This is a genomic window from Pseudoclavibacter sp. CFCC 11306 (genome assembly GCF_008831235.1).
Taxonomy (GTDB): domain Bacteria; phylum Actinomycetota; class Actinomycetes; order Actinomycetales; family Microbacteriaceae; genus Pseudoclavibacter_A.
The window spans coordinates 915,512-935,986 of sequence record NZ_WBKF01000001.1; the positions used below are offsets into that span (position 1 = coordinate 915,512).

15 protein-coding genes and 1 tRNA gene are annotated in these 20,475 nt (G+C 66.0%); 7 read left to right on the forward strand and 9 right to left on the reverse strand.

Annotated features, from left to right (window positions below):
- Nucleotides 1-60 precede the first annotated feature (60 nt).
- Nucleotides 61-1,803 (reverse strand): arginine--tRNA ligase, encoded by a 1,743-nt coding sequence (gene argS, locus F8O09_RS04045; RefSeq protein ID WP_158030896.1) that lies wholly within the window; start codon nucleotides 1,801-1,803, stop codon nucleotides 61-63.
- Nucleotides 1,804-1,910: 107 nt separating this feature from the next.
- Between argS and F8O09_RS04050 the strand changes: the two genes are divergently transcribed.
- Nucleotides 1,911-1,984: transfer RNA gene (locus F8O09_RS04050), tRNA-Arg, on the forward strand.
- Nucleotides 1,985-2,088: 104 nt separating this feature from the next.
- Here F8O09_RS04050 and F8O09_RS04055 read toward each other — a convergent pair.
- Complete coding sequence (locus tag F8O09_RS04055; protein WP_192497548.1) at nucleotides 2,089-3,009, reverse strand: FKBP-type peptidyl-prolyl cis-trans isomerase; 921 nt, start codon at nucleotides 3,007-3,009, stop codon at nucleotides 2,089-2,091.
- Nucleotides 3,010-3,315: 306 nt separating this feature from the next.
- Nucleotides 3,316-4,626 (reverse strand): alpha-hydroxy acid oxidase, encoded by a 1,311-nt coding sequence (locus F8O09_RS04060; RefSeq protein WP_158042443.1) that lies wholly within the window; start codon nucleotides 4,624-4,626, stop codon nucleotides 3,316-3,318.
- 302 nt (nucleotides 4,627-4,928) lie between these two features.
- On the opposite strand from F8O09_RS04060, the gene F8O09_RS04065 reads away from it, so the two are divergent.
- Nucleotides 4,929-5,687 carry a MerR family transcriptional regulator gene (locus F8O09_RS04065; protein WP_158054012.1) on the forward strand — a complete coding sequence of 253 codons (759 nt, stop codon included), beginning with the start codon at nucleotides 4,929-4,931 and terminating at the stop codon, nucleotides 5,685-5,687.
- Between the two features lies 1 nt (nucleotide 5,688).
- On the opposite strand, the gene nrdI is transcribed toward F8O09_RS04065, so the two are convergent.
- The 4 genes from nrdI to F8O09_RS04085 all read right to left on the reverse strand — a co-directional run bounded on the left by nrdI (nucleotide 5,689) and on the right by F8O09_RS04085 (nucleotide 9,058).
- On the reverse strand, nucleotides 5,689-6,201 hold the full coding sequence (gene nrdI / locus F8O09_RS04070) for a class Ib ribonucleoside-diphosphate reductase assembly flavoprotein NrdI (protein WP_158054447.1): 513 nt from the start codon (nucleotides 6,199-6,201) through the stop codon (nucleotides 5,689-5,691).
- Nucleotides 6,202-6,429: 228 nt separating this feature from the next.
- Nucleotides 6,430-7,344 (reverse strand): metal ABC transporter permease, encoded by a 915-nt coding sequence (locus F8O09_RS04075; RefSeq protein WP_158054013.1) that lies wholly within the window; start codon nucleotides 7,342-7,344, stop codon nucleotides 6,430-6,432.
- Nucleotides 7,341-8,099 (reverse strand): metal ABC transporter ATP-binding protein, encoded by a 759-nt coding sequence (locus tag F8O09_RS04080; protein WP_225732858.1) that lies wholly within the window; start codon nucleotides 8,097-8,099, stop codon nucleotides 7,341-7,343. Before F8O09_RS04080 ends, F8O09_RS04075 begins: the two co-directional genes overlap by 4 nt.
- Nucleotides 8,096-9,058, reverse strand: coding sequence for a metal ABC transporter substrate-binding protein (locus F8O09_RS04085; RefSeq protein WP_158054014.1), 963 nt, complete (start codon nucleotides 9,056-9,058; stop codon nucleotides 8,096-8,098). The genes F8O09_RS04080 and F8O09_RS04085 overlap by 4 nt, the downstream gene beginning before the upstream one ends.
- 220 nt (nucleotides 9,059-9,278) lie before the next feature.
- Here F8O09_RS04085 and F8O09_RS04090 point away from each other — a divergent pair, with 220 nt between their 5' ends.
- A complete protein-coding gene (locus F8O09_RS04090; protein WP_158038738.1) occupies nucleotides 9,279-10,673 on the forward strand; it encodes an Nramp family divalent metal transporter in 1,395 nt (464 codons plus the stop codon).
- Nucleotides 10,670-11,545 (forward strand): 4'-phosphopantetheinyl transferase family protein, encoded by an 876-nt coding sequence (locus F8O09_RS04095; RefSeq protein WP_158054015.1) that lies wholly within the window; start codon nucleotides 10,670-10,672, stop codon nucleotides 11,543-11,545. The genes F8O09_RS04090 and F8O09_RS04095 overlap by 4 nt, the downstream gene beginning before the upstream one ends.
- Before the next feature lie 119 nt (nucleotides 11,546-11,664).
- On the opposite strand, the gene F8O09_RS04100 is transcribed toward F8O09_RS04095, so the two are convergent.
- Both F8O09_RS04100 and F8O09_RS04105 read right to left on the reverse strand, forming a co-directional pair.
- Nucleotides 11,665-13,392 (reverse strand): (2,3-dihydroxybenzoyl)adenylate synthase, encoded by a 1,728-nt coding sequence (locus tag F8O09_RS04100; RefSeq protein WP_158054016.1) that lies wholly within the window; start codon nucleotides 13,390-13,392, stop codon nucleotides 11,665-11,667.
- Nucleotides 13,393-13,394: 2 nt separating this feature from the next.
- Nucleotides 13,395-13,649 (reverse strand): phosphopantetheine-binding protein, encoded by a 255-nt coding sequence (locus F8O09_RS04105; RefSeq protein WP_192496631.1) that lies wholly within the window; start codon nucleotides 13,647-13,649, stop codon nucleotides 13,395-13,397.
- 99 nt (nucleotides 13,650-13,748) lie between these two features.
- On the opposite strand from F8O09_RS04105, the gene F8O09_RS04110 reads away from it, so the two are divergent.
- From F8O09_RS04110 to F8O09_RS04120, 3 genes are all read left to right on the forward strand, one after another.
- A complete protein-coding gene (locus F8O09_RS04110; RefSeq protein WP_192497549.1) occupies nucleotides 13,749-18,140 on the forward strand; it encodes a non-ribosomal peptide synthetase in 4,392 nt (1,463 codons plus the stop codon).
- 197 nt (nucleotides 18,141-18,337) lie between these two features.
- Nucleotides 18,338-19,555, forward strand: a complete 1,218-nt coding sequence (locus tag F8O09_RS04115; RefSeq protein WP_192497550.1) for an MFS transporter — start codon at nucleotides 18,338-18,340, stop codon at nucleotides 19,553-19,555.
- Nucleotides 19,556-19,621: 66 nt separating this feature from the next.
- Nucleotides 19,622-20,473 (forward strand): ribonuclease H family protein, encoded by an 852-nt coding sequence (locus tag F8O09_RS04120; protein ID WP_158054020.1) that lies wholly within the window; start codon nucleotides 19,622-19,624, stop codon nucleotides 20,471-20,473.
- Nucleotides 20,474-20,475: the final 2 nt, after the last annotated feature.

Sequence of the window (20,475 nt, forward strand, 5' to 3'; positions counted from 1 at the left end):
AAACCAGGCAGACTCGCATGCGCTCGGGAGCTCGGGGGGGGTAGAGACTCCCCCGCAGGCTCACATGCGCTCTGGGGCAGAGACGCCCAACAGGTTCAGGCCGTTGCGCAGAACCTGTCCCGCGGCATCGTTGAGCGCCAGGCGCGCAGCATGCACCGGCTCGACCGCCCCATTGCTGAGCGGAATCACCCGGCAGTTGTCGTACCAGCGGTGGAAGTCGCTTGCGAGCTCTTCGAGATAGCGGGCCACGCGGTGCGGCTCGCGGAACTCCGCAGCCTTCGCCACCACGGCCGGGAACTGCGCGATCTTCGCGATCAGCTCGGTCTCGGTGGCGTGCGTGAGCGTCGACGGGTCGAAGTCGAAGGCCGAGACGGTCACCCCGGCAGCCGCCGACTTCGCAGCCGCGGTGCGCACCTGTTCGACGTCCTGCCCGGGCAGTGCCACGGCGATACCCGCGGCAGCGGCGTTCAGCCCCACGTTGTGCGTGCGGGCATGCGCGTACTGAACGTAGAACACCGGATTGTCATTGGTACGGCTGCGCAGCTTCTCGCCGTCGAGATTCAGCGGAGAGTCTGCAGGGTACCGCGCCAGCCAGTAACGCATCGCGTCGCTGCCGATCCAGGAGAGCAGATCGTCGAGCTCGATGATGTTGCCGGCGCGCTTCGAGAGCTTGGCTCCGTTGAGGTTCACCAGCTGCCCGATCAGCACGCTGATGTTCGTCTCGGGATCGTCGCCCGCCGCGGCCACGATCGCCTTCAGCCGGTTCACGTACCCGTGATGATCGGCGCCCAAGAAGTAAATGGCCTGCTCGTACCCCCGGCGACGCTTGTCGAGATAGTACGCGGCATCGGCGGCGAAATACGTCTCTTCGCCGTTGGAGCGCACGACCACGCGGTCTTTGTCGTCGCCGAAGTCAGATGTGCGCACCCAAGTCGCACCCTCCTGCTCGAAGACGCGGCCCTGATCTCGCAGGTGCTGCACCGCATCCTGAATCAGGCTCGTACCGGTCTCGGGGTTGATCGCGTGCAGGCGACGCTCGCTGAACCACACGTCGAAGTGCACGTTGAACGTGTCGAGAGAGTGCTTGATCTCGGCGAGCTGCTTCGCGTAGGCGAGCTCGCGTGCGGTCGAGAGCTGCTCGTCGGCCGGCAGATCGAGAATGTCGGGCCGCTCGCCTTTAACGTAGGCGGCGAGGTCCTGGATGTACTGCCCCGGGTAGCCACCCTCGGGCGTGGGTTCACCCTTGATCGCGGCAAGCACCGAGTCGGCGAACCGATTCATCTGACTGCCGGCGTCGTTGATGTAGTACTCGCTGACGACCTTCGCGCCGGATGCCCTGAGCAGCCGAGCGATCGAATCGCCCAGCGCCGCCCACCGGGTGTGCCCGATGTGCAGCGGGCCGGTCGGGTTGGCCGAGACGAACTCGAGGTCGATCGAGTGACCGGCGAGCGCCTCGTTGTCTCCGAAATGGTCGCCCTGGTCGATGACCGTCGGCAGGATGCTGGCTCCCGCAGCAGCGTCGAGCGTCACGTTGATGAACCCCGGGCCTGCGACGTCGACCTCTGCGATGCCGTCGACGTCGCGCAGACGCCCGGCGATCGTCTCGGCGAGCGCACGCGGAACCAGCCCGACGCGCTTGGCGTGCTGCAGCGCGACGTTGGTCGCCCAGTCACCGTGGTCGCGGCTCTTCGGCCGGTCGATGCGCGGGGCCGGCACCGAGGTGAGCTCGGCCGGCACGTCGCCTGACTCGGCGAGGCCGTGCAGGATGTCGACGATGGTCTGCGAAAGATCTTCAGGGGTCACGAGGGCCTATTCTAGCGACTGCGAGCGCGCCGCGCCCTGCACAGGCTGCGATGGATGCTATTCTGATGGGCGTCTGTGTGCGCCTGCGATGCGGGTGCGTGCGGTCTGCGCCCATAGCTCAGCTGGATAGAGCGTTGGTTTCCGGTACCAAAGGTCAGGGGTTCGAATCCCCTTGGGCGCACATTTGACCGTTGACTCTTCGAGCCCCGGTTGGCGTGCTCAAGGTGCAGCCGAGCCGGTGCTCGGTCAGCCCGATGCCGGCTCGGCACCTCTGTTCCTAGCGCCTCATTCCCCTGTGGAGGTCGAGGCGTCGCTGGCCGGCCCGGTCGAATCGATCGTGAGCACGAACACCAGAGCCTCATGCTGCATCACCGCTCCGTCGCTGCTGCCATACGCCTCTGACGGCGGCACGACCGCCACCACCGTCGAGCCGACCTTCTGCCCGACCAGCGCCTTCACGAATCCGGGAATCAGCCCGGACTCGTCTGCAGTGCTCGATGCCGCGTCGCCGCCGTAGTTGCTCTCGACCTGCTTGCCGTCGCGCAGCTTGGTGAGCTGGTAGTGGAACGACACGCTGTTGCCCGCCGCCACCGTCTCGCCGTCACCCTGCTTGATGACCTTGACCTGTGTGGTCTTCGGTGTGACACCGGTCGTGATCGTGGTCGTGGGGTTTCCGGAGTCGTCAAGTGTCACAGTCGGAAAGTCGGCATCGCCGAACGTGTCAGAGAGCTCGGGATCGGTCGACTGCACGAGCCCGATGACGTCGACCACCATCGCCAACGGGTCGGAGTCGTCGAGACCGAAGTAGCTGCTTGCATTGCCTGCGCCGAGAAGGTCGGAGGCACTGCCGGTGATGCTCAGGCGAGTTCCGATCTTCTTGCCGTCGATCTGATCGGGCAGCGAGCTGAAGTACTGCTTCCACGACGCCAGGCTCGACGTCGTGTTGTAGGGAGAGAGATCTTTCTGATTGGTCGGGTCGTAGAGTGCCAGCCCGATCTCGACGTTGTCGTCTTTGCCGACGGTGTCGCCATCGCCGTCGATCAGCGTCTTGACCTGCACCTTCGAGGTGTCGACGTCACCCGAGACGCTGACGGCCGCCGCCGTGCCGAAGTCACCCGTGACGTCGACGCCGTTCGACCCGTTCGAGCATCCGGCCAATCCCACCATCGTCGCCGCGATCACTCCGGCTGTGAGCAACTTGCGCACGCTACCACTCTCCTGTCTCTGGCCATGTCGCAGCATGGCCTCGTCTTCGTCTCAGATTCTGCTTCGATCGCTCCATTCGGCGGATGCCATGGAGCCCCCGGCCTTTCGGCTGGCGTGGGCCAGTATGTCTGAGGTGTTCGATCAATCCTGACCGCTGCGCATTCCGGTGACTCATGACTGCACTGTGAATTCGCTGAGCGTCTGTGCGCAGAGTGCCGTCCGAAGCACGCCGCCTCGGCACGGCAGCAGAAGGGGGCGCCGGCGAAAGCCGACGCCCCCTTCTGCCTCAACGAACGGAGATCGGGCTCACTTCTTGGCGCCGGCGGCCTCGCGCTCGGCTTTCGCCTTGAGCTCGCTGGCAGCGGCCTGGGCACCGTGCGCCTCGCGTTCGTCGCGTGTCAGGCGGCGCAGCTGCGTGACGTGACCGGGGTTCAGTTCGTCAAGCGACGAGACGCCGAGCAGCTTCATGGTGCGGATGATCTCGTCGCGCAGAATCTGGATCGTGCGATCGACGCCCTGACGGCCACCGGCCATCAGCCCATACAGGTAGGCGCGGCCGATGAGCGTGAAGTTCGCGCCCTTGGCGATCGCCGCGACCACGTCGGCTCCAGACATGATGCCGGTGTCGACGCCGATCTCGGTGCGATCGCCGACGGCTTTGACCACGTCGGGCAGCAGCTGGAACGGCACCGGGGCACGGTCGAGCTGGCGGCCGCCGTGGTTCGAGAGCACGATTCCGTCGACCCCCGCAGCGACCAGGTTCTTCGCGTCTTCGACGTTCTGCACGCCCTTGATCACGAGTTTGCCGGGCCACATCTCACGAATGACGTCGAGGTCGTCGAAGCTGATGGTAGGATCCATGGCGCTGTCGAGCAGCTCGCCGACAGTACCGCCGGTCGAGCTCAGCGAAGCGAACTCCAGCTCAGGCGTGGTGAGGAAGTCCCACCACCACCATGGCCGCGGAATCGCATTGATGACGGTGCCGAGCGAGATCTGCGGCGGAATCGAGAAGCCGTTGCGCTTGTCTCGCAGGCGCTGCCCGGCGACCGGGGTGTCGACGGTGAAGAACAGTGTGTCGAACCCGGCTTTGGCCGCGCGACGAGTGAGCTCGTAGCTGATCTCACGGTCACGCATCACATAGAGCTGGAACCAGTTGCGCCCGTTGGGGTTGGCCGCTTTGACGTCTTCGATCGACGTGGTGCCCAAAGTCGACAGCGTGAACGGGATGCCCGCGGCGCCAGCAGCGCCGGCACCGGCGACCTCGCCCTCAGTCTGCATCAGGCGCGTGAACCCCGTCGGCGCGATGCCGAACGGAAGCGCAGACGAACCGCCGAAGATCTCGCAGCTCGTGTCGACATCCGTCGCCGGGTGCAGCACAGACGGATGCAGCTCGATATCGCGGAACGCCTGCCGGGCACGACGCAGCGAGATCTCGTCTTCGGCCGCGCCATCGGTGTAGTCGAAGGCGGCTCGTGGGGTGCGCCGCGCTGCGATGCGGCGCAGATCCCAAATGGTCAGAGCCGAGTTGAGCCGCCGGCGGCGACCATTCAGATCGATAGGTTTGAAATGCAGCAGATCGAAGATCTCGCTGGGCTTGGGAAACTGCCTCGTCACCATGTTCGCCACTCTCCTATGAATCGCTGTCAGCGGCCCGCACGCCAATGTGGTCGGGCCACCAGTTCGTTTCGGTCAGCCTAATGAGTGGCAACGATGAAAGAAAGGGTTGCCTCGCCTCACTCATCACGGTATGAGCTGGTTCGCACTCTGCAGCCGGCGGTCAGAAGTTCGCGTCGTCGTCGAGAACGACGGAATGCCAAGAAAGAGCAGACGGGCTGTCCGCTGCCGCTTGACTCTGCCGCGACGTCAACCGACAAAGTGGTAACCATGAACACGAACGCCGAGCCGTCAGGAGCAGTGACATGCGCGAGTGGCCGATCAGAGATGTCGCCCGAGCTACTGAGCTCACCAGCAGAACCCTTCGACACTACGAGCAGATCGGGCTGCTTCGGCCCGCACGGGTGGCCCCAAACGGCTATCGCTTCTATGGCGAGCCCGAGCTGTCCCGTCTGTACAGGATTCTCTCGCTGCGCGCGCTCGAGCTGCCGCTTTCCAGCATTCGGATCGCTCTCGACGACGAAACGGCACTCGCCGACGTGGTGCGATCTCATCTCTCACTGCTGGAAGGCAAGAGAGCACGAGTCGAGCGACAGATCACTGCTGTCGAACAGACGCTCAGGGCGATCACAGAGGGAGAGAATATGACCATCAGACAGATGTTCGCCGGCTTCGACCAGAGTGAGCACGAGACCGAAGTGCGGCAGCGCTGGGGCGACGAGGCTTGGGACCGGAGCGCGAAGCGTCGGCAGCGCCTGAACGATCAGGAGCGACGCGCCGACGACGAACGCAGCCTCGAGATCAACGAGGCCCTTCGTCGCGCAGCCGAAGCAGGCGATGACCCCGCAGGAGAGCCGTTCCAAGCGCTCGTGACCGCGCACCACCGTTGGGTCACCGACTTCTGGGGCGGCCGAGTCCCGGATCAGGCTGCCTACATCGGCCTCTCAGAGCTCTATGTCGCCGACGACCGATTCGCCGCGGTGTACGGAGGCAGAAAGAACGCAGAGGCCATCCGGACCGCCATGCAGACCTGGATCGCACAACGGCCTGAGTCGGCGGACTGAGTCAGCGAGCTGAACACGTCGACGCGTCGCGGTGCATGACGGGAATGCGGGAGTCACCTTGGTGGGTCCGCCTCCAGAACTGGGTCAGGCCGTTGTCGACCTGCTCGACATCTCGTTCAGTGCCCAGCAGCTCGAACCGATACAGTTCGGGCACCTGACACTTGGTCGCGATGATCGGCCCGGCATAGCAGTAGTACTCGCCGAAGTTCGTGTTGCCCGCGGTGATCACGCCGCGCAGCAGGCCTCGATTGACCGGGTCGTTGAGAAAGCGGATCACCTGTTTGGGCACGGCGCCATTGCGCACGCCGCCGCCATAGGTCGGCAGCACCAGCACGAAGGGACATGAGACGCGCAGCATGCCCTCGGTGCGTGGGCGCAGCGGGATGCGCACAGCGTCGTGGCCCACACGCTCCACGAAACGACGGGTGTTCTCAGAGACGCTCGAGAAGTAGACCACCTCGGGTGACTCGTCTGCCCGAAGCTCTCGTACCGTCGCGGCGGTCGTCGACTGCATCACTTGTCCAACCTCATCCATCTGCCCGACCTCCATATGTAGTGCCTCAGGCTCTCGTAACCCACAACATGTAGTATCCGCCGTTTCTCTGCGAAACAGATCAGGCACTCCGAAGAGAACGATTTGGAATGCCACACTTCGTGCGGGAAGAACAGGCCGATGACGACGACTCTGTGGGATCATCGGCATCGGCCTGTGGTCTGGGATGCGCGCTGTCGCCTCGGTGACTCAGCGCGCCGATCCGAGCCGCGCGTCTTCGTTCTTCTCACGAAGGGCGGCTTCGGCCTCCTCTTCGCTGTGATGACGACGCAGCATCGTGAACAGCGCACTCGACGGCCCGAACAGGTACACGATGCCGAACGCGACACCCAGCACCACACCGATCATGCCGCCCGACGAGGTGTCGAACGCATAGCTGAGCAGAATGCCGACCAACACACAGACGGCAGCGATCAGCGGAGCCAGCCAGAGCATCCGCCAGATGCTCGACGTGAGCAGACGGGCGGTCGCACCGGGCACGATCAGCATCGACACCGCAAGGATCACCCCGACCGCCTGGAACGACACGACGACGGTCACCGCCAGCGCACCGAGCAGCAGGCTGCTCAGCACGCGCGTCGACAGTCCCAGCGAACGGGCGTGAGTGGGGTCGAAGGCGAACAGTGTGAGGTCACGGCGCTTCAGCAGCACGACGACGACGGTGATTGCACCGAGAACGATCACCTGCCACATGTCTGTCTTGGTGATGCCCAGCAGGTTGCCGAAGAGGATGTGATTCAGATCGGTCTGGCTGGGAGTGATCGATATCAGCACGGTGCCGAAGGCGAACAGCGTCGTGAACACGATGCCGATCGCGGCATCCTCTTTCACCAGCCGCTGCCCGCGCATGCCTCCGATCAGGGTCACGGCGATCGCAGCGAAGAGCAGCGCGCCGACGGCGAAGGGAACTCCCCAGATGTAGGCGAGCACCACGCCGGGCAGCACCGCGTGCGAGATCGCGTCACCCATCAGCGACCAGCCGATCAGCACGAGCCAGCAGCTGATCACGCCGCAGACGAGGGCGGTGACCATGCCGACGATCAGCGCGCGCTGCATGAAGGCGTACTGCCAGGGGTCGACCAGCAGCGAGATCAGGTCGTTCATCGGATCACCTCTCTGGCCTCGTCGGCGCTCAGGTCGAACGCGCGGGCCAGGTTCTGCGGCTCCAGCACCGTCTTGGTCTCGCCATGCATGAGCACCGTGCGATTGATCAGCACCGATTCGGCGCAGAGCGCAGGCAGCGAGTGCAGGTCATGCGTGGCGACCAGAATCGTCGCGCCATCGGCGACGAGATCGTGCAGCACGCTGACGATCGTAGCCTCAGACCGCTTGTCGACGCCGGCGAAGGGCTCGTCGAGCAGCAACACACGTGCATGCTGGGCCAGGGCCCGGGCGACGAAGACGCGTTTGCGCTGACCGCCCGAGAGCTGCCCGATCTGTCTTTTGGCGAGACCGGTGAGTTCGACGCGCTCGATCGCCTCGGCGACCGCCTCACGGTCGACCGCGCGCGGGTGGCGCAGCCAGTTCTGGTAGCCGTAGCGGCCGAGCATGACGACGTCCTGCACGCTCAGAGGAAACGTCGTGTCGATGTCGTCATGCTGCGGTACGTATCCGATCATGCCGGCGCGGCGCGCCTTGACAGACGGCTCCCCGAGAAACGAGAGCCTGCCGCTGTGAATCGGAATGACGCCCATCAGCGATTTGAAGAGCGTCGACTTACCGGCACCGTTCATGCCGACCAGACCGCAGATGCGGCCGGGCTTGATATGCACCGAGACGTCTCGCAGGGCACGCACTGCGCCATACGAGACGTTCAGATCGTCGACGGAGATGCCGTCGACAGCGGAGTCGATGCTCACTGGGCGCTGGCTCCGGTCAGACCGTCGGCGATGGTGTCGGCGTCGTGCTTGAGCAGGTCGACGTATGTGGGCACCGGACCGTCTTTCTCAGACAGCGAGTCGACGTAGAGCAGGTGTTCGGGATCAGTCTCGAAGCGAGCGCCGGTGGCCTCGGCCACCTGTTCCATCGCCGAGGTGTTGACGGTCGACTCGCAGAACACCACAGGCACGTTTGCGGCCTTCACCTTGTTCTCGACGTCGGCCTTCTGCTGCGGCGTGCCCTCTGACTCGGCGTTGACCGGCCACATGTAGATCTCGTTCAGCCCCGAGTCACGGGTCAGGTACGAGAAGGCTCCTTCGCAGCTCACCAGAGTGCGCTGCCCCTCGGGAACGCTCGACAGGCGCTGCTCCAGACTGTCCGAGACGCCCTGGAGCTGCTTTTTGTAGTTCTCACCGTTCTGTCTGTAGTCGGCGGCGTTGTCGGGGTCGAGGTCGCTGAAGGCCTTGACGATGTTGTCGACGTAGATCTGCCCGTTCTTCGGCGACATCCACGCATGGGGGTTCGGTTTGCCGCTGTACTCGCCCTCGCTGATGTCGATCGGGTCGACGCCCTCAGAGAGGTCGGCGCGCTTGGCCTTCGAGTCAGAGGTGAACTTCTCGAACCAGCGTTCCAAGCCCAAGCCGTTGTTCAGAATCAGGTCTGCCTTCGAGGCCTCTTTGATATCGCTCGGGGTCGGTTCGTAGTCGTGGATCTCAGCGCCGGGCTTCGTGATCGACTCGACTTTCAGATGGTCGCCGGCCACGTTCTCGGCCATGTCGTCAAGCACGGTGAACGTGGTGAGCACGAGAGGCTTGCCGTCGCCGTCAGCCGACTTCTGCTCACTGCCGCCGTTCGAGGTGCAGGCGCTCAGAGATGCGACCACCACCGTCGCGGCGGCAGTCGCGGTCACAACGCGCAGGAGTCTTGATTTTGCCCACATATACAGGTGTCCTTTCACAGACGATCGAGTATTCGCTTTCATGCCAGCGCACCCAGCAGGGATTGCAGCGACAGCATCCACCGTAACCCAAACTGTTCGGTTACCCGAACTTTTATTTCAATGTGCTAGAACTAATTGCAGATGGACGTGCAAGGCTCGCCCACCATGCGCGAGCCTGCGGCTCGTGATCACCGGGAGTGCATGTAGAGGAGCACGCGATATGTCCATCGAATCTGAGACACGTCCGAAACGGGCAGACGGGTCGCGCAGGCGACTGATTCAGCCGGCGAACGGGCCGTCGCTGCAAGAGATCAACTCGACCGTGCGCACACCGCCCGCCCATGCCGGGTTCTGGCGAACGCTCGCCGCCTACAGCGGCCCCGGTGCGCTCGTCGCGGTCGGGTATATGGATCCCGGCAACTGGGTGACCTCGATCGGCGGCGGCTCGCAGTTCGGCTATCTGCTGCTCAGTGTGATCCTGATCTCGAGCCTCACCGCGATGCTGCTGCAGTACATGGCCGCGAAGCTGGGCATCGTCACGGGCATGGATCTCGCCCAGGCGACGCGGGCGCACACGGGGCGAAAGACGGGCTTCGTGCTCTGGATCGTGACCGAGCTGGCCATCATGGCCACCGACGTGGCCGAAGTGATCGGTGCGGCCATCGCTCTGCACCTGCTCTTCGGCATGCCTCTCGTGGTGGGCGTCATTCTCACGGTGCTCGACGTGTTTCTGCTGCTCCTGCTGCTGCAGATCGGCTTTCGCAAGATCGAGGCCATCGTCGTCACGCTCATCCTCACGATCATGGTCGTCTTCATCTACGAGGTCGTCATCGCCCAGCCTGATCTGCCACAGGTGTTCGCCGGCTTCGTGCCGAAGGCCGACATCCTCAAACCTGAGCAGCTGACTCTCGCCCTTGGCATCGTCGGCGCCACCGTCATGCCGCACAACCTGTACCTGCACTCTGCCATCGTGCAGTCGCGCGACTACGCACGCGAAGACGACGTCGAGAAAAGGCGTGCGGTGCGCTTCGCGACGTGGGATTCCAACATCCAGCTGTCGGCCGCGTTCATCATCAACTGTCTGCTGCTGCTGCTCGGTGCGGCTCTGTTCTTCGGCGTCGAGAGCGACTTGGGCACGTTCGGCGCGCTGTACGACGCGCTCAAGGATTCCAGCCTCGCCGGTGCCGTCGCCAGCCCTGTGCTCAGCACGCTCTTCGCCGTCGCCCTTCTCGCCTCGGGCCAGAACTCGACGATCACCGGCACGCTGACCGGTCAGGTCGTGATGGAGGGGTTCATCAAGATGCGGATGCCGCTGTGGGCCCGCCGCGTGATCACCCGAACGATCGCGGTGATTCCGGTGATCATCTGCACGGTGATGTACGGAGGCGACGAGCAGGCCCTCGACAACCTGCTGGTCAACTCTCAGGTGTTTCTCTGCATCGCACTGCCTGTGTCGATGGTGCCGCTGGTCTGGTTCACCTCGTCGAAGAAGATCATGGGCAGCTTCGCGAACCCGCGGTGGGCCGTGGTGCTCGGATGGCTCGCGACCGGCGTGCTGACCGTGCTGAACATCAAACTCATCTTCGAGACCGTCGGTGATATGTTCGGGGCGTGATTCTGACCCTTGCCGGCGCGCAGATCGATATGTTCGCCGTCACCGTTGCGCGCGAAGTCGGAGTGCTGCGCCACGACTGGGCCCTGCTCGATGCAGACGAACGGCGCCGAGCCGATCTGCTGCGCTCTCCCGCTCGGCGTGGTCTGTTCGTCGCCGCGCACGCTCGGCTGCGTCGAGAGGTCGGTGCACGTCTCGACTGTTCGCCCGCTGAGGTGCCTCTCACACGGATGCCCTGCTCGCGCTGCGGCAGTTCGGCTCACGGCCGCCCGGTGGTCGCGTTCGGTTCGCCCGCCACCGTCGCTTCGTCAGAGTCTCACGCTGCAAGACCGGTCGAGATGCCGATCGCAGCTCCGACTTGGTTCTCGGTCTCGTATGCCGAAGATCTGGCGGTGATCGCTCTGAGTTCTCGCCCGGTGGGCGTCGACGTCGAGCACACCTTTGATGAGCAGACCGCTCAGCGTCTGCGTGAGATGCTGCTGAACGGGGCGCTGCCGCAGCACCTCGGTCACGAATTCATCGGCGCGCTGCAGAGTTCAGCGGTGTCGATCGAACCTGCTGCTGAAGCGGGGTCTTCAGAAGATGCTGCACATAAGCTGACTCGCGCATGGGTTCGTGCCGAAGCACGACTCAAAGCCTTGGGGTGCGGACTCTGCGACCGCCCGAGACCGGCCGATGACGGCCTCGTGGACGAAAGGACCGTGTCCGCAGCCGCCTCGGCGCCCGACCGGGCTCTCGTCATCGCCGATGCTCCGGTGCCACACGACGTTCTGATGCTCCATAACGCTGCGGTGCTGCTGCCCGATGCCTCAGCGCTGCAGAAGGCTGAGACCTCGAACCGTCAGCCAGTCGCGCATGTCGCCCTGGCCGTGTAGCGATATGTGAGGCGAAGCCGTCAGTACCCCACGAATTTCGCTACACGGTCCCGGCGAAAACCGCGCTTCGCCGACTCACTCCATCGATACTCGGCGGGCTGCGGAACAGCCCGCCTGCATCAGTCAGTGAGACGAGCGGCGAGCACATTCCGCAGATCGCGACGAGACGACTTGCCCACAGCCGTCACCGGCATCTCATCGATCACATGGAACTCGTCAGGCACGCAGAATGAGGCGAGACCCACGTCGCGCAGAAACGCGCGCAGCTCACGACTCATTGTGACCGGGTCGTTCCAGGCATCAGCATCAGCGGTAACGGCATCGGCATCGTTAGCAGCAGCTGCGTCTGCAACAGCACCGGCAGCAGCACCAGCCCCTGTCGCACTGCGTAGCTGCACGAACGCCGCAATCGTCTCGCCGAGACGGTCGTCTGGCTTCGGCACCACCACCGCGTCGAACACACGCGGATGCTGCAGCAGGGCGTCTTCGACCTGAGCTGCGACGACTTTCTCTCCCCCGCGATTGATCAGGTCTTTGCTGCGCCCCTCGACGATCAGACTGCCGGTGTCGTCGATGCGCACGATGTCACCGGTGCGGTAGAAGCCGTCGTGCGTGAAGCTCGAACGGTTCGTCTCGGCCGCCCTGTAGTAGCCGTTGATCGTGTAGGGCCCGCGCGTCACAAGATTTCCGGCGGTGCCCTGCGGCAGCGGCTGATCGCTGTCGTCGACGATGCGCAGCTCGTCAGCCGGCGACATCGGGCGCCCCTGCGTCTCGACGATCTCGTCAAGCGGCGCATCGAGCGCGGTGTAGTTCACCAGCCCCTCGGCCATGCCGAAGACCTGCTGCAGCGTGCAGTCGAATGCGTCCACGATGCGCCGAGCAGCCGTCGGGGTCAGCTTCGCGCCCCCGATCTGCAGCACCTCAAGGCTCTCAAGCGAAGCCGCCGACCCCACGTGATCGGCCCAGAGCAGCGCCAGCGGCGGCACGAGCGCCGTGATCGTGACATGTCGCCGTGCGATCAGGTCGAAGCAGGTATCAGGTGCCGGCGCACTGGCGAGAACGACGGTGCCGCCCGCCAGCAGCACGCCCAGCACGCCGGGCGAACTCATGGTGAAGTTGTGCGGCACCGGCAGTGCCGCCAGATACACCGAGCGCTCAGTGACGCCGCACAGCTCGTTGCTGCGCCGCAGCGTGTAGATGTAGGCGTCTGACGAGCGCGGAATCATCTTCGGCACACCCGTGGTCCCGCCCGAGAGCTGCAGAAACGCCGTGTCTTCAGGATCGATCGAAACCGCCGGCGCCGATGCGAGACCTGGCTCAGCGGGCGCGACCAGAGCATCCGGATCAGTGATCACGATCAGCTCCGCATCAGCACGACCGGCTTCGGCATGGGCCGCCGCCACCTGTTCGGCGACGTGCGCGGCGGTCTCGCCCAGTCTGTCGCGGCCGTGTCGTCTGACAGTGATGATCGCGACGGCGTCGGCGTGCTGCACGAAGTGTGTGAGCTCGCGCTCGCGGTGCCCGGGCAGTGCGAAGATCGGCAGCGCGCCGAGACGAAAGAGCGCGAACACGGTGGGCAGGTAGCTGATCACGTTCGGAAACTGCACCACCACGCGATCACGGTCGCGAATGCCGAGCGCGTGCAGGCGTGCGGCCGCGGCCTCGACGGCCGCGCCCAGCTCGCGGTAGGTCAGCTCGTGGCCGCGGTCGTCTGCGACGGCGAGCGCGTCACCTCGCTGGCGGATGCTGTGCTGCAGCAGGTCGGGAAAGGTCGCGCCGGTCCAGTAGCCGGCTGCCCGGTAGGTCGCCGCGCGTTCTGGCGGAAAGGGCGTAACGCCATCGAGCATTCTCAGACCCCACTGCTCGGCGCATGTTCGCGCAGCACCTCGACCCACTCTCCGAGGGTCGAGGCCTCGAGCAGATCCATATAGGTGACGGTGTAGCCTGCGTCGCGCGCCCGCTGCACGATCTCCATGGTGCTGAGCGAGTCGAGCCCTTGGTCGAAGACGTCTTCGGCAGGATCGATGCTCGACGGATCGTCGTTCTTCAGCGCGGTCGCGACGACCTGTTGGAGTGCTGAAATGTCTGGGTCACGGGGGAACATGGGACTCCTCTCACCGGCTCTGCGAATATGGCGTCGGCTACACGCCATGAGAGCCGAGGCTCTTTCTCTCGGCGGTCACTGACTATACACTTGCTCACCATGTTCAGATCTTTGGCAGCGCTGCCGCTGCTGGGCACTCAGCGCGGAATTTGGATGGCGCAGGCCCGAGACCCGAACTCTGCCGCGTACAACACCGGGCGCTACCTTGACGTTCCCGTGCGACTCGACGCGGAGCGCTTCGTGGCTGCGGTCGAATCGATCGCCGCCTGCCATGACGTTCTGCGCGTGCGACTCACCGAGGTCGACGGTCAGCCGACGCAGCAGGTGCTCGACCACGCTCCTTGGCATCCGCAGGTCGTCGACCTCTCAGACCAGCGCGATCCCCTCGCCGCCGCGCTGACGCACATGCGCGACGACATGGGTCGTACCCGCAGCCTCAGAGGTGTCGTGGGTGAGCCCGACGACCTGGTCTCAGAGGTGCTGTTTCAGCTGACGCCGGCAGGAGTCGAGCCGGGCCGCTCACTCTGGTACCAGCGAGCGCATCACATCCTGACTGACGGTGTGGGACATTCGCTGCTCTTCTCGCAGATCGCCCGCGCCTATGACGGCCGCGCCCCGAAGCCCGGGCCGTCGCTGCAGCAGCTGGTCGAGGCAGAACAGGCCGAGGCAGCCGACGACGACGCACTGAGCTTCTGGCGATCGCAGCGGGGCGATGCACCGGCCTCGCCGCAGCTGTCGACACCGACCTCGACGACGTCAGGCGTCGGACCTGCATCAGTCGCACCCGCACCGAGCCACGTACGCCGGTCGGATCTGCTGTCTCCGGAGGCATTCGAACGGCTCGAGGCGACGGCGGAGGACTGCGGCGGGTCGTGGGTCGACGCGGTGACCGTCGCCGCTGCAGATCTCACGGCAGGTCTGACCGACGCAGACGATGCCACGCTGGGTTTTCCGCTGATGCGACGCACGTCGTCGCTCTGGCGGCACACACCGGCGCCCAGGGTGACCGTGCTGCCGCTGCACGTGACGCTCGGCGAAGCGGCGAAGACGGGCTGCCTGAGCCTGTGCGACGCCATCGCGCACACCAGACATCTGGTGCGTGAGGCGAGCCGGCACCAGCAGCTGCTCGGCGAAGATCTGCGCGCCGAGGCCGGGCTGCGTCCCGACGACCGACTCTTCGGCCCACAGCTCAACGTGAAGCCGTTTCACGACGACCTGCGCGTTGCCGGGGCGCCGACCCGCATGATCGACCTGTCAGCGGGGCCGGTCGACGATCTGACGATCAGCGTGTATCCATTGCAGGGTGGTCTGCACATCGACGTCGACGGCAACCCGAATCGGCACACTGCGGTCGAGGTCGAGCGGCTGCTCGCCCGGTTGGTGCAACGGCTGACCCAGCTGGCGGCGCAGTCACCCGCCGCCCCGCTGATCGACGCCCGAACGCCTGAGGCGCGGGCCACCTCGCTGCTGCTCGACGACGAGCGCGCACAGCTCGCACGCTGGAACAGCACTGGCCACGAAACCCCGGCGACCACGCTGCCGCGTCTGGTGACAGAGTGCGCGGCGGAGCATCCACAGCGCATCGCGGTGGCCGACGACGAGCACAGCCTCACCTTCAAGGCCTTCGACCAGACGGTGGATGCCGCTGCCGCCCGCCTGCGAGCGTTCGGTGTGCGGCAGGGCGAGGTCGTCGGCGTGCACCTGCCACGATCGGTGCGACTGTTGGTCGCCGTGCACGCGGTGATGCGCTGCGGGGCCGTGTATCTGCCGCTCGACGTGGAGTATCCGCCGAAGCGGCTGGCGAACATGCTCGAAGACGCTCGCGCGACTGCGGTGATCGCGCTGCGCGGAGACGCAGCGCCGCAGCCCACGAAAGGGCCGGCCCCACGGGTGCTGCTCGCAGACGATCTGCTGGCGGGTGCGGCAGGAACTGCTCCTGCGAGCGGCCGCGACATCGCCGACACGACGCTTGCTGGCACAGACACGGCCGAGTCGCACGATGCGTCTGGGCAAAGCACATCTGTGCACAGTACGTCTGGGCACGGTTCGTCTGGGCAAGGCGCATCTGCGCACGGTTCGGGGGCGCCCGCAGTGACCCCCGACGCTCTCGCCTACGTGCTGTTCACCTCAGGCTCGACCGGCCGACCCAAGGGTGTGCAGATCTCACACCGGTCACTGGCCAGCCGACTGCTCTGGATGCGCGACTTCTGCGACGTGACCGAGACCGACGTGGTGCTGCACAAGACGCCGATCGGCTTCGATGTGTCGCTCTGGGAGCTGACGCTGCCGTTCGTCTGCGGGGCTCGTCTGCAGGTGGCCGCCCCGGGTGCGCACCGCGACCCCGAGCAGCTGGCAGGCGTCATCGAACGTTCTGGCGTCACCGTGGCACACTTCGTGCCGACCATGCTGCAGACGCTGCTTGCGGTACTCGACGATGCCCAGCTGCGCGAGGCGCTCGCCTCGCTGCGGGTCGTCGTGTGCAGCGGCGAGGCTCTGCCTCCCGATCTCGCGCTGCGACTGCGCGCGGTCAGCGATGCGCGTCTGCTGAACCTCTACGGCCCGACCGAGGCGACGATCGACGTCACCGCGTTCGACTGCACCGAGCTGAGCGACGACCAGCTGCGCACGGCGACTGACCTGCCGATCGGTGCGCCGGTGTGGAACACGACGTTACACGTGCTCGATCCGTTCGGTCGCGAGGTGCCTCCGGGCGCACCCGGCGAACTGTATCTGGGCGGTGTGCAGGTCGCCCACGGCTACATCGGCCGCCCAGACCTGACCGAGCAGCGGTTCATCACGCTGTCGCCGGACATCGGCCGCTGCTACGCGACCGGAGACCGAGCACGCTGGGAGCCGCTGAGATGGGCGGAGCCGAGCGGGGCATCCGCAGGAATGACTGACGCACCGCTCGTTTCGGCACCGGGTGCAGCGCCCGATTCAGCGTCTGCCGCAGCGCTCGCGCACACGTCGCCACAGACCGGCCGCCCCGCGCGACTGCACTTTCTGGGCCGACGCGACGGCCAGGTCAAACTGCACGGGCAGCGACTCGAACTCGCAGAGGTCGAACGGGCGATCTCTGGACCGCATCTCATCGAGAGCGCGGCGCGACTGCACGAGACCGCGAACGGCGACCACATGTTGGTCGGATATGTGGTCGGCGACGAACAGACCGTCACCGAGGCGCTCGAACGGTGTCGCTCCGTGCTGCCGACGTTCATGGTTCCGGCGACGATGATGCCGCTCGATCGGCTGCCGCTGTCGCCGTCGGGCAAGCTCGATCGTCGGGCACTGCCTGCGCCCACGCAGACATCAGCCGGGCTGCGAGCAGCAGATGATCTCGAGAGGGGCATCCTGCGGGCGTTCGTCAGCGTGCTCGGCGCCGATGCCGCTGGCGTGGCGACTGAGGATGGGGCGGGCGACGCAGCAGATGCCGCTTTCGGGGTGACCGACGACTTCTTCGCTTGGGGCGGCACATCGATCAGCAGCGTCACACTGCTGGCCGAACTGCGACGCACGGGGCTGCCGATCGAGCTCGGCGACATCTTCGCGACGCCGACAGTGCGCGCGCTGACCCAGGTCGTGCGCAGCAGGAAGGCGGGATCTGCGGCGGGGTCACGAGGTTATGAGCCCGTGCTGCGGCTGACCGGCGCCAGTGCCGATGCCGATGCCGGCTGCGGCGCCGGTGCCACTGACGGCCCCAGCAGCGGTGCCAGCAGCGGTGCCGAGTCGCCGCTGTGGTTCATGGTGCATCCCGCGGGTGGGCTCGCCTGGCCGTATCGCCGTCTGGCACAGCATCTCGACGCCCCGGCGATCGGGCTGCAGGCTGCCGCCTACCTCGGCGCTGAGCCGTCGACGTCGCTGCGAGCGACCGCTGACGAGTATGCGCTGCGCGTGATCGAGGTGGCCGCTGGGCGCCCGATCCGGCTGCTCGGCTGGTCGGTCGGAGGGGTGATCGCCCAAGACGTCTGCGCAGCGCTCGAAGCCGCCGGTCACGAGGTCGAGCTGTTGGTGCTCCTCGACAGCTACCCCGGCCCGGTGTGGCGAGATCAGCCGGCACCCGGTGAGGCGGATGCCGCACTCGCCTTGGTGCGCATGGCAGGCCTCACGCCGCAGGAGATCGAACAGAAGGATGATGCCTCGCTCGACATCGACGAGGTCGTGCGCGTGCTGCAGCAGCGTCGGCATCCGCTGGGCCAGCTCGGCGCCGAACGCTTGCACACCATGCGTGAGCTGGTGCAGGCGCACTCGCAGATGCTGCACACCGCGGAGCATCGCATCTCGCATGCCCCCACGATTTTCGTCGAAGCCTCTGGACCCGGACATCAGCTCTGGCAGGATCCCACAGCATGGCAGCCGTGGCTCGCGGGGCCGGTAGACCTGCAGCAGCTGCCGGTCGGGCACGAACAGCTGGTGATCGAGCCGTACGCCGCGCGCATCGCCGCGACGATCGCCGAGGCCGACCTGCTGGTGGCGTGCGAACAGGCACGTTGACAGAGCAGACAGAACAAAAAGCAAGCAATCAGTCAAAGCAGACAAAGGAGTTTCACCCGATGATGACCGATGGCAGCACGGAACGCTCCAGCGCGGATTGCACGGACTCTACCGGGATCGCGCGAGATCGGCCGATTTCATCCAATCCCGGTCGGTCTGAAGCAATCGCCGCAGGTGACCCCGCCGACCGCACAGCAGTGCGCACGACCACCGACTGGCTGGTCGTGATCGCCTGCACCGCGATCATGATCGTCGAAGGCTACGACCTGCTGCTCTACAGCAACGCCATCCCGGTGCTGCTGGCCGACCCGACCATCGGCGTCGACCAGTCGGCCGCAGGCCTGATCGGCAGCATGATCTTCTTAGGCATGCTCGGCGGCGGCGTCGCTGCGGGGCCTGTCGTTCGGGCGCTCGGCCCCTCACGCACGATCCTGATCGGCATCATCGGCTTCACCGTCTGCACCGTCGCCGTCGCCGCCGCCAGCGACGCCTGGCACATCGGAGCAGCCCGCCTGCTCGCCGGCCTCTGCCTCGGCGTCGTGCTGCCTGCCGCCCTGACCGCCGCGCGCAATGCGACGCACAACGCCGACGGCTCGCTGACCATCACCATCGTCATGGGCGGCATCGCCATCGGAGCGGTCGCCTCGACGCTCACCGCGCAGAGCGTGCTGCACCTGGGCGGCTGGCGCACGCTCTTCCTGAGCGGCGGCATCGTCGGCATCCTGCTGGCAGCCATCACCATACCGGCGCTGCGCCGCATCGAAACGCATCACCGCAACGTCGCTGAGGCGGATGCGGGGGCGAGTCGCGCATCCGTTCGCGAGCTGGTCGCCCCCAGACATCGCACCCTGCTCGCGCTCGGGGTGCTGGTCACCTTCGCCGATCTGCTGACCTGGTACGGCGTGAGCACGTGGCTGACTCAGCTGATGCGCGAGTTCAGCATCCCGCTGCAGGGGGCGCTGCAGCTCATGCTGGTGCTGAACCTCGGCGCAGTCGTCGGGTCGGTCGGCATCGCGCTGCTCGCGAAGCGACTCGGCACCCGGCCCATCGCCGCCGCATCCGGCGTCTTGGCCGCCGTGGCGCTTCTGCTCATCGCCGGGCAGATCGGCCCGGGGTGGCTGCTCGCCGGCTACGCAGCGGTGCTCGGTGCCGGCGCGATCAGCGCGCAGAATCTGATCAACTCGTTGGTCGCCGACGCATTCCCGGTGCGGCTGCGCACGACCGCGCTCGGCTGCACCCTCGGGCTGGGACGCCTCGGCGCTGTCGTCGCACCGATCATCGGCGGGCAGACTCTCGCAGCGGGTCTCGGGCCGGCATGGGTGCTGGTCGCGTTCGCCTCGGCCGCGCTGCTCGGTGCCGTGCTGCTGATCTGGTTCACGCCCGAGCGAGTCGAGCGCAGCCTCGCAGCGAGGTGATGATCGGGGCGCGGGTGCGTGGCCGGGGCCGAGCCTGATGTCGGCGGCCAGTGGCAGAATGTTCGAATGACCATCATCGCCTCTGCAGACGGATCAGCTCTCGGCAACCCAGGCCCCGCCGGCTGGGCCTGGTACGTCGACGACGCCCATTGGGCGGCCGGCGGCTGGGAGCACAGCACCAACAACCGCGGCGAGCTGCAGGCCGTGCTCGAGCTGCTGAACGCGACGGCAGACCGCGACGAGCCGCTGCGCATCCTCTGTGACAGCCAGTACGTGATCAACTCGGTCACGAAGTGGATGCCCGGCTGGAAGCGCAAGGGCTGGAAGAAATCCGACGGCAAGCCGGTGCTCAACCGCGACCAGCTCGAGCAGATCGATGCGGCGTTGCAGGGTCGAGACGTGCATTTCGAGTGGGTCAAGGGGCACGCCGGGCATCACATGAACGAGGCCGCCGACGAACGAGCGCACGGCGCCGCCCTCGCCATCCAGGCGGGTCGTGCGGTGGATGCCGGTCCCGGTTTCGCCGCATCGACTGCCCCGTCGTTCGCAGATACCGCGGCCGCGTCGACCACAGATACCCCGGCAGATACCCCGGCAGACGCCGCCCCATCGAGCTCGGCTGCCTCGGACGCACTCGCAGCCGAACGGCTGCTCGCCGACGCACGTGGCGCCCGCGACATCGCCACCGGCCGCAGCCTGCTCGACGAAGGGTGCCGCATCATCGGCTCACGCGCCCTACTGCCGGCCGCAGGCGATCAGCTCAGGTCGGCTGCGGCATCCGCCGTCACCGACGACGTCACCATCGTCACCTACGAAACCCGGTCACCGGCGGTGGCCGCCCATTCATCGGTCTGGGTTCGGCGCGAGGGCCGCTGGCTGCTGAGCCTGCACCATGTCTCGTCCGGCGGGCTCGCCTGAGT